At 34.2% G+C, this 13,569-nt stretch carries 13 protein-coding genes; 12 read left to right on the top strand and 1 reads right to left on the bottom strand.

The features are described from left to right. Positions 1–6 precede the first annotated feature (6 nt). Positions 7–291, bottom strand: coding sequence for a 30S ribosomal protein S20 (rpsT, locus tag TETH514_RS10520; RefSeq protein ID WP_003868087.1), 285 nt, complete (start codon positions 289–291; stop codon positions 7–9). Between the two features lie 133 nt (positions 292–424). On the opposite strand from rpsT, the gene TETH514_RS10515 reads away from it, so the two are divergent. The 12 genes from TETH514_RS10515 to dnaJ all read left to right on the top strand — a co-directional run bounded on the left by TETH514_RS10515 (position 425) and on the right by dnaJ (position 13,554). Further along, entirely contained in the window at positions 425–751 is a 327-nt protein-coding gene (locus TETH514_RS10515) for a phage holin family protein (protein WP_003868086.1), read from the top strand. A 5-nt stretch (positions 752–756) separates the two neighbouring features. After that, positions 757–1,722 (top strand): GPR endopeptidase, encoded by a 966-nt coding sequence (gene gpr / locus TETH514_RS10510; protein ID WP_009052604.1) that lies wholly within the window; start codon positions 757–759, stop codon positions 1,720–1,722. 69 nt (positions 1,723–1,791) lie between these two features. After that, positions 1,792–2,982, top strand: a complete 1,191-nt coding sequence (spoIIP, locus tag TETH514_RS10505; protein WP_009052603.1) for a stage II sporulation protein P — start codon at positions 1,792–1,794, stop codon at positions 2,980–2,982. A 96-nt stretch (positions 2,983–3,078) separates the two neighbouring features. Next, complete coding sequence (locus tag TETH514_RS10500; protein ID WP_012268767.1) at positions 3,079–5,253, top strand: hypothetical protein; 2,175 nt, start codon at positions 3,079–3,081, stop codon at positions 5,251–5,253. Between the two features lie 137 nt (positions 5,254–5,390). Further along, positions 5,391–5,513, top strand: a complete 123-nt coding sequence (locus TETH514_RS13075; RefSeq protein WP_255345457.1) for a hypothetical protein — start codon at positions 5,391–5,393, stop codon at positions 5,511–5,513. Positions 5,514–5,516: 3 nt separating this feature from the next. After that, positions 5,517–5,786 carry a hypothetical protein gene (locus TETH514_RS10495; RefSeq protein WP_009052601.1) on the top strand — a complete coding sequence of 90 codons (270 nt, stop codon included), beginning with the start codon at positions 5,517–5,519 and terminating at the stop codon, positions 5,784–5,786. A gap of 33 nt (positions 5,787–5,819) precedes the next feature. Continuing rightward, positions 5,820–7,631: a translation elongation factor 4 gene (gene lepA / locus TETH514_RS10490; protein ID WP_009052600.1), complete on the top strand. Its 1,812-nt coding sequence runs from the start codon at positions 5,820–5,822 to the stop codon at positions 7,629–7,631. After that, positions 7,628–8,755, top strand: coding sequence for a radical SAM family heme chaperone HemW (gene hemW, locus TETH514_RS10485; RefSeq protein ID WP_009052599.1), 1,128 nt, complete (start codon positions 7,628–7,630; stop codon positions 8,753–8,755). The genes lepA and hemW overlap by 4 nt, the downstream gene beginning before the upstream one ends. Positions 8,756–8,849: 94 nt before the next feature. Continuing rightward, positions 8,850–9,881 (top strand): heat-inducible transcriptional repressor HrcA, encoded by a 1,032-nt coding sequence (hrcA, locus tag TETH514_RS10480; protein ID WP_009052598.1) that lies wholly within the window; start codon positions 8,850–8,852, stop codon positions 9,879–9,881. 13 nt (positions 9,882–9,894) lie between these two features. Next, positions 9,895–10,482, top strand: a complete 588-nt coding sequence (gene grpE / locus TETH514_RS10475) for a nucleotide exchange factor GrpE (protein ID WP_009052597.1) — start codon at positions 9,895–9,897, stop codon at positions 10,480–10,482. 17 nt (positions 10,483–10,499) lie between these two features. Further along, positions 10,500–12,338 carry a molecular chaperone DnaK gene (dnaK, locus tag TETH514_RS10470; RefSeq protein ID WP_009052596.1) on the top strand — a complete coding sequence of 613 codons (1,839 nt, stop codon included), beginning with the start codon at positions 10,500–10,502 and terminating at the stop codon, positions 12,336–12,338. 55 nt (positions 12,339–12,393) lie between these two features. Beyond that, positions 12,394–13,554 carry a molecular chaperone DnaJ gene (gene dnaJ, locus TETH514_RS10465; protein WP_009052595.1) on the top strand — a complete coding sequence of 387 codons (1,161 nt, stop codon included), beginning with the start codon at positions 12,394–12,396 and terminating at the stop codon, positions 13,552–13,554. The last annotated feature ends 15 nt before the right edge of the window (positions 13,555–13,569 follow it).

The following is a 13,569-nucleotide window of genomic DNA, read 5'->3' as shown; positions in this document are numbered from 1 at the left end:
TACGCTTTATTCATTACTTGCTGCTGATTTTAAAAGTGCATTAAATTTTGCATAAAGTCTGGATTTTTTTCTTGCCACTGTGTTTTTATGAAGAACTCCTTTTGTGGCAGCTTTGTCCAATTCTTTGACGGCAAGTCTTAATTTTTCTTTTATTGTTTCTATATCTCCTGTTGCTAAACTTTTATTAAAGTTAGAAATAAATGTTTTGACTCTTGATTTTATCATTTTATTACGCAAAGTCCTTTTTGCGATAATAGATATTCTTTTCTTTGCAGATTTTGTGTTTGCCAAAAGTTTCACCTCCTCAATCGAATTTAATTTTACCACGAAAGAAATAGTTTTTCAAGGATTAATACATTTTCTACTTTATCACAGAGGTATAAAATTTGTCAATTTGTTTATCATAATTAGAGGAGGTGATTTGATGTTACAAACCATTATACGTTTTATTGTGTCAGCTATTGTGCTATTGGTGGTGGGATATCTTGTACCTGGCTTTAGTGTTGCAGGCTTTTGGGGAGCTCTTATTTCAGCATTGGTAATAGCTTTGTTGGGTTATATTGTAGAATTAATATTAGGAAAAGATATTTCACCAAGAAGCCGTGGTTTTGTAGGATTTATTGTTGCGGCGGTAGTGATATACGTTTCTCAGTTTATTGTTCCTACCATTCATGCAACAATAGTTGGTTCGTTGATTGCTGCTTTTGTGATAGGACTAGTTGACGCCTTTGTACCCACAGAGTTGAGGTGATGTAAATGTACAGTATAAGGACAGACCTTGCAGTAGAAGCGAGAGAATTATACAAAGGAAGAGAGATTCCAGGGGTTAGGGTGGATGAGAAACACTTAGAGGGTATAAAGGTGACAAAGGTCAAAATTTTAAATGAAGAAGGAGAAAAAGCAATGGGGAAGCCAGTGGGGGACTATATAACTATTGAAGCCCCCGGCCTCATTGAAAGGGATTTAGATTTAGAAGAAGAAGTTGCAAAAGTTTTAGCAGATATAATTAAAGAAATAGCTAATTTGACGGAAAATACACAAGTTTTAGTAGTAGGGTTAGGTAATTGGAATGTAACTCCTGATGCGTTGGGACCTCGTGTAGTTTCCAATATTGTAGTAACAAGGCATTTAAAGGAATACGCACCTCAACAGTTTGGCGATGAAATTCGGTCTGTCAGTGCAATTTCTCCCGGAGTTTTGGGAATTACCGGAATAGAAACGGCTGAAATTTTAAAAGGAGTAGTTGACAGAATAAAACCTGACTTAATAATTACAATTGATGCTTTGGCTTCAAGAAGATTAGAGAGGCTGTCAACTACTATTCAAATTTCAAATACAGGTATAAGTCCAGGGTCTGGAATAGGTAATAGAAGGCTTTCCATTACTGAGCAAAGCTTAGGTATACCCGTAATAGCCATAGGAGTTCCTACAGTAGTAGATGCAGTAACAATTGCTAACGACACCATCGAATATTTAACAGAAGAGTTACTAAAACACACCAAAGAAGAAAGCCCTTTTTATGAAGTGCTTAAGAACATGAGTCAACAAGAGAAATACAGTCTCATTCAAGAAGTTTTAACACCTTATGTACATAATCTTGTAGTTACTCCTAAAGAAATAGATTTATTGGTACGAAATATAGCTTCAATTATATCTAGAGGAATAAATCTTGCACTGCAACCTGGTCTTACAGAAAGGGAAATGAATCAATTACTTCATTAAACATGAAGTACTAAAGCACCTCTTGATGGAATATTTATAAAATATAAAAACCAAAGAGAGGTGCTTCTTTTGTACAGGTATTATAGTTTAAAGATAAGCAGGATAATGTTTTTAATTTTGTTATTGACAAATGTTTTTCTTTATAATTGGATGACACAACCTTATAAAGGTGAATATAAACAAATAATTGGTGATTCTTTTTCAGAGGAGTATGATAAATTAGACAGTTTATTTGTAACTTCAATAAATTATACCCTGCCGATAATAGAAGTAGCTTTTACCTCTCAGGGATATACAGGAAAGGATTTAACCTTTTCCACTTTGTTAAATGCTAAAGTTAAAGACCCTATCAATATATTGAAATTTCAACTTCCAATTTTAGCACAGGTAGATTTGAAAAAGGTAAGTACTAATAATATACAGAATGATGATGCACAAACAAATCCTCCTTCTAATAACAATGTGAATTTGTTTGATACTAATGCACAAAGTGACAAAAACACATCTCAGACACAAGGAGAGGAAGAAAAACCAGTTTTGAAAAATATAGATAATAGTAAACCCTATCTTTTGATATATCACACTCATACTATGGAAGCTTATGCTGCTACAGAAAAGAACAAATACATAGCAAGGTACGGCTATGATAGGACAGATGATTTAAATTATACTGTTGCAAAAGTAGCGGATTATCTTACGGAATATCTTAGAAAAGAAGGAATTCCTGTATTGCACGACAAAACTATCAACGATTATAACTATGACAAATCTTATGTAAACTCTTTTGCAACAGTCAGTAAAATTTTAAAGGAGTATCCTTCTATTAAGGCAGCGATTGATTTGCATAGAGATGGCTATGGTGCTGTTATGAAACCAGGAGTAGAAACTATTCCTGTTTTGAGCAATTTGCCAAACCAAGATTTTAGAAAAAAATATGTGATGGAAATAAACGGGGAAAAAGTAGCAAGAGTTTCTTTCATAATAGGCTCAAGAAGGACACCGGAAATGCAACAAGATTGGAGAAAAAATTACGAATTTGCCAAAAGAATAAGTGATAAATTAAATGAGCTTTATCCCGGCCTATCTTTAGGAGTACAGGTAAAGCCCTACAGTGAATATAATCAGCATCTTCTTGAAAAGTCGATACTGATAGAATTAGGAAGTAACTATAATACTTTAGAGGAGGCAATTGCAACTACAAAGTATCTGGCTAAAGCCATTAGTGAAGTGATAAAGCAGCAACAAGATTTTGGGCAGTGAAAACTGCTTTTTATTTTATAGCGATAGATGTTGATATTAATTTAAAAAAAGGTTAAAATAAATTACTGTAATTATCAAAGATTTAGGAGGTTCTTTATGAAATTTGTAGCAAGAATAATGGGATTGGTCTTGGCGTTTTTAATCCTCTTTAGTACTGTTTCTTATGGACAAGTAAATAGTATAAAAGATAGAAAAATAGTTATTTTTATTGTAGACAGGGTTAATTTAAATGACTATGTTGAAAATGACCTTCCTAATATAAAATACCTCATGGAAAATGGTACATATGGACTTATGACGGTAAATTCTGATGGAGGCAGGACCCCTGAAAACGTGTATATGACAATTGGTTGTGGGACAAGAGCTGTAGGATCTGAAAAAGCTTCCCTTAATTTTAATGCTTCTGAAATAGTAAATGGAGAACAAGCCTCTATAATTTTCAAAAGAAATACAGGTATTAAACCCCAAGTATTTAATATAGTAAATTTAGATTTTGCGCAAGTAGAGAGAAATAACCTAACTCGAAATCACATTGTAGTACCTGGCTTATTAGGCACTCTTTTAAAACAAAATGGAAAAACTGTTGCTGTGTTTGGTAATGAAGATACTGATGTAGAACAAAGAAGATATGCACCTCTTATAGTAATGGATGAAAAAGGAATTGTAGATTTTGGGGATGTGAGTGATAATGTCTTAAAAAGAGACCCTTTCAGCCCTTTTGGAATTATGACAGATTATGATTTGCTTTATCAAAAATATACTGAGATGAAGGAAAAACCCGACTTAACGGTTTTTCAATTAGGGGATACGTTAAGAGCGAATGATTACCATAAATATGCGATGGATAAAATTAATGAGAGAAATAAAAAAAGGGCTTTATACGAAGCAGATAAATTTATTGGCAAAGTCATAAGAGAAGGCAGTCCCAACACCTTATACATTGTCTTAACTCCACTTCCTCCATCTAAAGATATGGGGCAAAAGAGTTATTTAACCCCCATAATACTTTTTGGACCAGGCTTTACTAAAGGCTATGTTACTTCAGACACAACAAAAAGAGAGGGGATTGTCACAAATACAGATTTAATGCCGACAATTTTACAGTATTTTGACATTCCTATACCCACTTTTTTGATGGGACATCCCCTTTATAATTCTGGTTACAAAGGAAGTGTAGACAAATTATTGGCTGAAAGTCATAAACTTGTTTTTAATTACACTTATAGGCCTATTTTCTTAAGGACTTATGTGGTTTTAGAGATAATAATTTTAATTTTAGCCCTATTAGTTTTGTTTTTTTTAAAAAAGTATGCGGTCTATTTAAAGCCTCTATTATTTTTTGTTTCTACTATTCCTTTGACTTTTTTGCTATTACCTTTGTTTAATTATACTAGTCTATCAAATAGCATCGTGGGAATATTATTTTTGACAGCAGTAGCAATTATAGCGATTCATGAAATTAATCCTTATGGTTATTATTTCTATGCTATAATAGGTTTAATTACTTCCCTTGTTTTGCTAATTGACCTTGTGACAGGGCAATATTTGCTAAAAAATTCTTTTTTAAGCTATGACGTCATCGTAGGGGCCCGTTTTTATGGCCTAGGAAACGAGTATCTGGGGGTATTGATTGGAGCCGTCTTATGTTTTACTACAATGGCTTTTGAAATTTTTTCGAATAAAAAGCTGCTTTTAGCTATAACTTCAATAATATACGCACTGGTATTCTACTTTATTGCAGCTCCAAGTATAGGTACAAATGTTGGAGGATCGATAACGGCCTTTGGAGCTTTTGCTGTGGCATTGTTACTTTTATCTGGTAAAAAAATTAACATAAGAAATCTATTGTATATTGGGATAGGGATAGTTTTAATGCTTATAGGACTGTTTTACTTGGATTCTTTAAGGCCGGTTTCTCAACAAACTCACATAGGACAAACTTTTGCTTTAGTAAAAAACCATGGCATAGAATCTTTATTGCAAATTTTTGAAAGAAAGCTTTTAATGAATTATAAACTCATAAAATATTCTATATGGTCGAGAGTATTGTTGACACTTATAGGTGTTTTACTAATTCTTTTCTTCAAACCCGTTGGAGTGTTGAGTGAAATTTTCAAAAAACACTCCTACATTCGAATATGCTTTGTTGCGACGATTATAGGAAGCATTCTTGCATTGGTTTTTAATGATTCAGGAATTGTAGCGGCAGCTACAATGATGGTGTTTGTAGGACCTATGCTAATACATCTTGTTATTGATGAAATCTCTTAAAAGGTGGTTTTATGGTAAAAATGAAGGTATTGCAAATTGTAAGAAAATCAGAAGGAGGAATAAAAAAACATTTACTATAACTAGTGATATTATTAGACAAAATAGGTATAAAATGGAAAAAAGTTATGGAGAATTTTTTGAAAGTTGCAGAACTGAGAAAAAATATAAGCTTAAAAGGAAAAGAAAGTGCAGAAAAATATAGTTATGATAAAATGATTAAAGAAATACAACAGATTTATCATACCTTGAAGGGAAGATAAAAGATGAGGCTTACAAGGACAAGAGAGAGAAAGAAACAGATTCAAAGAAAGAGACTTGTAATCTTTGCTCTTTTATTGTACATTGTTATTATGGTAGTAGGACTTGTAATAGCTGATTCTTCCTTTAATGAAATTACTACTGGAGTGAGGAAAGTAAAAATATTTGGTGTATATTCAAATAGCGAAAAGGTGATCGTTAAAATTTTTGGTAAGGAGTCAGTTATTGACATAGGAGGGTTAAGCCAATACTTTAAAGGCCGATTTTGGAAATGAGGTCTAAGTCTTTAATTTTTGAGGAGGTACAAAATGTCAGAGAGGATGCAGTATATTAGAAATTTTTGCATTATTGCTCACATAGACCATGGTAAATCTACTCTTGCAGATAGACTTATTGAGAAAACAGGTTTTCTTTCTGAAAGGGAAACAGATAAGCAAATTTTAGATAATTTAGAATTAGAAAGGGAAAGAGGAATTACTATAAAGTTAAAGCCTGTAAGAATGATTTATAAAGCTAAAGATGGAAATGAATATGAGCTTAATCTCATTGATACCCCTGGACATGTGGATTTTACTTACGAGGTATCCCGAAGTATTGCAGCTTGTGAAGGAGCCCTGCTTGTAGTAGATGCTACACAAGGGATTGAGGCGCAAACCCTTGCTAATGTATATATGGCTTTAGAACATGATTTAGAGATAGTACCTGTGATAAATAAAATAGACCTTCCTTCAGCAAATCCTGAACATGTAAAAAAAGAAATTGAAGACGTGATTGGGATTGACGCAGAAGATGCTTTGCTTACCTCTGCTAAAGAAGGCATAGGTATAGAAGAAGTTTTAGAAGCCATTGTAAATAGAATTCCCCCTCCAAAAGGAGATGAAAATAAGCCTTTAAAAGCGCTAATTTTTGACTCTTTTTATGATAATTACAAAGGAGCAATAAGCTTTGTAAGGGTAGTAGATGGAATTGTTAAACCAGGAATGAGAATAAAAATGTTTTCTACTGGCAAAGTTTTTGAAGTTACAGAAGTGGGTATGTTTAGACCTAACCTTTATCCAGTAGAAGAGCTTAAAGCAGGTGAAGTTGGATATATTGCTGCCAGCATAAAAAATGTAAAAGACACTCGCGTAGGAGATACAATAACAGACGCAGATAATCCAGCCGATTTTCCACTTCCTGGCTATAAAGAAGTAGTGCCAATGGTCTTTTGTGGAATTTATCCTGCGGATGGACAAGATTATGAAAATTTAAAAGAAGCTTTAGAAAAACTTCAGCTAAATGATGCGTCACTTGTATTTGAACCTGACACCTCTGCTGCCTTAGGTTTTGGATTTAGGTGTGGCTTTTTGGGACTTTTGCACATGGAAATAGTTCAAGAAAGGTTGGAAAGAGAGTACAACTTAAATCTTGTCACTACTGCACCAAGTGTAATTTACAAAGTTTACAAAACTAATGGAGAGGTATTGGATTTGGACAATCCTACAAAAATGCCGCCTCCTACGCAAATAGATCATATTGAAGAGCCAATTGTGGAAGCTACTATTATGGTGCCTACTGAATATGTAGGGGCAGTTATGGAGCTTTGCCAGGATAGACGTGGAGCATATTTAGGAATGGAATATTTAGAACAAACTCGCGTACTTTTAAAATATGAAATGCCTTTAAATGAGATAATATATGACTTTTTTGATGCTTTAAAATCACGAACAAGGGGTTACGCCTCTTTCGACTATGAGCTTAAAGGGTATAAAGAATCTAATTTGGTAAAGCTTGATATTTTAATAAATGGCGAATTGGTAGATGCTTTATCCATGATAGTTCATAAAGATAAAGCCTATGAAAAAGCTAGAAAAATTGTAGAAAAGTTAAAAGAAAATATTCCAAGGCATCTTTTTGAGATTCCAATCCAGGCTGCAATAGGCTCTAAGATTATTGCAAGAGAGACTGTAAAAGCTTTGAGAAAAAACGTTCTTGCCAAGTGTTATGGAGGAGATGTAACTCGTAAGAAAAAACTTTTGGAGAAGCAAAAAGAAGGCAAAAAGCGCATGAGACAGGTGGGAAGTGTCGAAATACCTCAAGAGGCTTTTATGTCAATATTGAAGCTAGATGATGAAAAATGAGGGAGATAGGATTATACATTCACATTCCTTTTTGTAAAAGAAAATGCTATTATTGTGATTTTAATTCTTATGCAGGCTATGATTATCTTTTTGACGACTATATTCGGGCACTACTTATGGAAATAGAATCAAATTCTACAAAAGATTATAATGTGGTTTCGGTTTATATAGGAGGAGGTACCCCTAACCTTTTGCCTCCTTCTTATATAGAGAAGATATTGAAATCTGTATTTAAAAATTATAAAATACTTGATGGTTGCGAAATTACTATTGAAATGAATCCCGGCCTTATAACTGAAGAAAAACTAAAAATTTATAAAGACAACGGGATAAACCGAGTAAGTATTGGACTTCAAGCTTTTCAAAATAGGCTTTTAAAATATATAGGTAGAATTCATACAGTAGAAGAATTTTTTGGAAATTATGAGTTAGTGAAAAAGTTCTTTGACAATATAAATATAGACCTTATGTATGCTCTTCCTACTCAAACCTTTAAAGAGTGGCAAGAAACTTTAAAAGAAGTAGTAAAATTACAGCCGACGCATGTTTCTACTTATAGCTTGATTTTAGAACCTAACACCTCCTTTTACAGACTTTATGAAAAGGGTCAGTTGCCTATAGTTGATGAGGAAGAAGAGCTTAAAATGTATCATTGGGGTATAGAGTTTTTAAAAGAAAAAGGCTATCACCATTACGAAATATCTAATTTTGCATTGCCCACATTTGAATGTCGCCACAATATTTTATACTGGGAATGCAAAAATTATTTGGGATTTGGTGCAGGAGCCCATTCTTATATGGCGGATGTGAGATATAGTAATATTGAAAATATAAAAGACTATATTAAGAGCATTTTAGAAAGAAAAAGTGCAGTTAAGGAAAAGATAAAGTTGACAAAACAAGATAGAATGGCTGAGTTTATGTTTTTAGGAATGAGAATGACAAAAGGAGTGTGTGACAAGGATTTTAAGAAAAGATTTGGTATCAGTTTGTTTGAAATTTACAAAAAAGTAATACAAAAATACTTAAAAGAAGGTCTAATTGAGATTGATAATGAGTGTGTAAAACTTACCGAGAGGGGTATTGATGTCTCTAACGTCATTTTTGAAGAATTTCTGCCCTAAATGAGTATTGACAAAAAATTATAAGAGTGGTATTTTAAAAACATGAATTAGCACTCAATCGAGTAGAGTGCTAATAATACATGGGGTGGTGAAAATGCCGTTAGATGATAGGAAGAAAAAAATACTATATGCGGTTATTACTGATTATATTATGACGGCAGAGCCAATAGGGTCGAGAACAATAGCTAAGAAGTACAATATAGGATTAAGTTCTGCTACTATAAGAAACGAAATGGCGGATTTAGAAGAAATGGGATATTTGGAGCAACCTCATACTTCTGCAGGAAGGATACCTTCAGATAAAGGATATAGATTTTATGTAGACAGCATTCTTCGAAATTATATAAACAATGAACCTCCAATTAGTTATAATACTCGCGAGGAAATAATAGCGGAATTCGATGAGATTGTAAAGAAATACGCAAAAATTTTGGCTAACATTACTCACCATACTACAGTTGCTAAAATGCCAAAGTTGAACCCTGATAGAATAAAAAGAATTCAACTTATACCTGTTGCTTCTAATAAAATGATTTTTTTAGTAGTAACAGACACAGGGATTGTAAAAAATTACTTGCTTAATTTGTGCCAAAATGTAGATAGAACTATTTTTGAGTTTTTAAACAATTTGTTAAACGAGAAAATTGCCGGAAAAAATGAAAAAGATGTTTTTGAGTTTTTACAACAGGATTTAAGGCATATGTTAGGAGAGATGGTTTTTATAGCCGACGAATTGATAAACACTATACTTTTGAGCTTGAAGCAATTACAGGAAACGGATATTTATGCGGATGGAACTTCTCATATTTTAGATTTTCCTGAGTATAAAGATTTAAGCAAAGCAAAAAATTTCTTCAACCTTTTAGATAACAAGTCTTTATTAAATGAAATTTTAGAACCTGAAGTAGATTTTATAGATGTGAGAATAGGAAGCGAAAACAAGTTTGAGGAAATGAAGGACTTAAGCGTTATAAAAACTACTTATAAGATTAACGGTCGTGTGGTGGGTACAATAGGAATTATAGGGCCTACAAGAATGGATTATAGAAAATTAATTAATGAAATCAATGTTATGACAAAAGAGCTTTCGAATCTTTTATCGAATATATACAATGATGAAATATAATGAGGTGATATAAGTGGAAGAAGTAGAAAAGGAAATTAACAAAGAGGAGGAAAAGGATGTTAATAATTTAGATTCAAACGAACAAATGGAAGGACCTCCCGAAGATGAACAAGCACAGCAACAGCCACAGCAGCAAACGGTAGATGAAATAGAAGAACTAAAGCAAAAACTTCAGCAAAAAGAAGTTGAAGCTCAAGAATATTTAGATATTGCACAAAGGTTGAAAGCAGAATTTGAAAATTACAGAAAGAGAACAGAAAAAGAAAAATCAGAAATGGTAGAATACGGGAAAGAAACAGTAATTTTAGAACTTTTGCCTATTATGGATAATTTTGAAAGAGCTTTGGCGAGCAGTGGAGATTATAATTCTCTAAAAGAAGGGATAGAATTAATTTACAGGCAGTTTAAAAAGATATTGGATAAATTTGGCGTGAAAGAAATTGAAGCAGAAGGGCAAATTTTTGACCCCTACAAACACCATGCTGTAATGCAGGAAGAGGTGGAAGGAAAACAGCCCAATGAAATTATTGAAGTTTTCCAAAAAGGCTATTATCTAAAAGATAAAGTAATAAGACCAAGTTTAGTAAAAGTAGCAAAATAAAAAGGAGGTTGAAAAAGATGGGGAAAGTTATAGGAATTGACTTAGGAACTACTTTTTCTTGTGTTGCTGTTATGGAAGGAGGCCAACCTGTAGTAATACCTAACGCAGAAGGGGCTCGTACTACGCCTTCAGTTGTTGCTTTTACCAAAGAAGGCGAAAGGTTAGTAGGGCAAGTTGCAAAAAGGCAGGCAATTGTAAATCCTGATAGAACCATAATGTCTATAAAAAGGCACATGGGAAGTGACTACAAAGTAAAAATTGACGATAAAGAGTATACACCTCAAGAGATTTCTGCAATGATTTTACAAAAACTCAAAGCCGATGCAGAAGCATACCTAGGTGAGAAAGTTACACAGGCGGTAATTACTGTTCCTGCTTATTTCAATGACAGCCAAAGACAGGCTACAAAAGACGCAGGTAGAATTGCAGGCCTTGAGGTTTTGAGAATAATAAATGAGCCGACAGCTGCTGCTTTGGCATATGGACTTGACAAAGAGGGAAATCAAAAGATAATGGTTTATGACTTAGGTGGTGGTACTTTTGACGTTTCTATTTTGGAAATAGGAGAAGGAGTATTTGAGGTTTTGGCTACAAGTGGTAATAACCACTTGGGTGGAGATGACTTTGACCAAAGGATAATAGATTGGCTTGCTGACAATTTCAAAAAAGAACATGGAATTGATTTAAGAAATGATAGAATGGCGTTGCAAAGACTTAAAGATGCTGCAGAAAGAGCAAAAATAGAGCTTTCTTCTGCAACAGTAACTAATATCAACTTGCCATTTATTACTGCTGATGCTACGGGGCCAAAACATATAGATGTAAATCTTACAAGAGCAAAATTTGAAGAATTGATTTCCGACCTTGTAGAATCAACAGTAGGTCCTGTTAACCAAGCATTAAACGATGCAGGCTTAAAGCCTTCTGACATTGATAAAGTTCTTCTCATTGGTGGTTCTACAAGAGTGCCATTAGTACAGGAGACAGTAAAGAAAATAATGGGTAAAGAACCTCACAAAGGAATTAATCCAGATGAAGCAGTGGCCATAGGTGCAGCTATACAGGCGGCAGTATTATCTGGAGAAGTGAAAGATATCCTTTTACTTGACGTAACACCTTTGTCTTTGGGAATAGAGACCTTAGGTGGAGTATTTACTAAGATTATAGAGAGAAACACCACGATACCTACAAGAAAAAGCCAGATATTTACCACTGCAGCGGATAATCAGACTTCTGTTGAAATACACGTGTTACAAGGCGAAAGACCTATGGCAAAAGACAACAAAACTCTTGGAAGGTTTATTTTGTCAGGAATTCCACCAGCTCCAAGAGGAGTGCCTCAAATTGAAGTGACTTTTGATATAGATGCCAATGGAATTGTACATGTTTCTGCAAAAGACTTAGGTACTGGCAAATCACAGGATATAACAATTACTTCGACAACTAATTTGTCAGAAGAAGAGATACAAAGGATGATCAATGAGGCTAAACAATATGAAGAACAAGACAGAAAGAAGAAAGAAGAAATCGAAATAAGGAATAAGGCAGATTCTCTTATTTATCAAGCCGAAAAAACAATGAAAGACCTTGGGGATAAGATGACGCAAGCAGAAAAAGATGAAATTAACAAAGAAATAGAAAATGTGAGAAAAGCTCTTGAAGGAAGTGATATAGAAGCGATTAAAAGTGCCTCTGAAAAACTTTCACAAGCTTTCTACAAAGTTTCTACAAGAATATACCAACAAGCTGGAGGACAAACGGGAGGAGCTACAAATACAGATAGTGCTGGACAAGGTACAACACAGGACAATGTCTATGAAGCCAACTATAAAGTGGAGGATGATGATAATAAATAATGTAGAACCAGGTTTTACCTGGTTCTAATTTGCGTAATGAAAGGCAGGTGAGAAAGTGGCTAAAAAAGATTTATATGAAGTATTAGGAGTAGATAGAAATGCCACAGAAGAGGAAATAAAAAAAGCTTATAGAAGGCTTGCTAAAAAATATCACCCTGACTTGAACCCAGGAGATAAAGAAGCAGAGCAAAAATTTAAAGAAATAAACGAAGCTTACGAAATTCTCTCCGACCCTCAAAAAAGAGCCCAATATGACCAATTTGGAGACGCAGCCTTTGAGCAAGGCGGTTTTGGCCAAGGTGGATTTGGTCAAGGAGGTTTTGGAGAGGGCGGTTTTGATTTTGGAGGCTTTGGAGGATTTGGCGATATATTTGGCGATATTTTTAATGATTTCTTTGGTACTGGCAGGAGAAGAGCAGAAACAGGCCCTCAAAAGGGTAATGACATAAGATATGACCTTACTTTAACTTTTGAAGAGGCTGCTTTTGGAACAGAAAAAGAGATAGAGGTTGAGCGATTTGAAGAATGCGATGTGTGTAAAGGAACAGGGGCAAAGCCAGGTAGCAAACCGGAGACTTGTCCTGTATGCCATGGAACTGGTGAAGTGAGAACTGCACAGAATACTCCTTTTGGAAGAATTGTAAATATAAGAACTTGTCATAGGTGCCATGGTGAAGGAAAAATTATTACTGACCCTTGCAACAAATGCGGTGGAACAGGTAGAATTAGAAGGAGGAGAAAAATTAGAGTTACTATACCAGCAGGAATAGACGAAGGACAAATGCTTACCTTAAGAGGGGAAGGAGAGCCAGGCTTAAGAGGAGGTCCAAGGGGAGATCTGTATATTGTAATTCACGTAAAGCCCCACGAGTTGTTCACAAGAGAAGGATACAATGTGCATTTGAAAATGCCTATAAGTTTTGCTGATGCAGCTTTAGGCGGAGAAATAAAAATTCCTACGCTGGATGGAACAGTTAGTTTTACAATACCAGAAGGAACTCAGACAGGGACTAAGTTTAGGTTAAGGGGAAAAGGGATTCCTCACATAAATGGAAGAGGACGCGGAGACCAAATTGTAGAAGTTTATATTGATGTGCCTAAAAAGTTGACAGAAAAGCAAAAAGAATTGCTAAGAGAATTAAAAAAATTAGAAGGAAATACTGCGACAGAATCAAAATCCTTTTTTCAAAGGATGAAGGATGCTTTTGGCGGATAATAAATTTAAATTAAA

The sequence above is a fragment of the Thermoanaerobacter sp. X514 genome (assembly GCF_000019065.1).
GTDB lineage: Bacteria > Bacillota > Thermoanaerobacteria > Thermoanaerobacterales > Thermoanaerobacteraceae > Thermoanaerobacter > Thermoanaerobacter pseudethanolicus.
The sequence above is the reverse complement of the archived record's forward strand: the minus strand, read 5'-3'. Positions and strand labels throughout refer to the sequence as shown.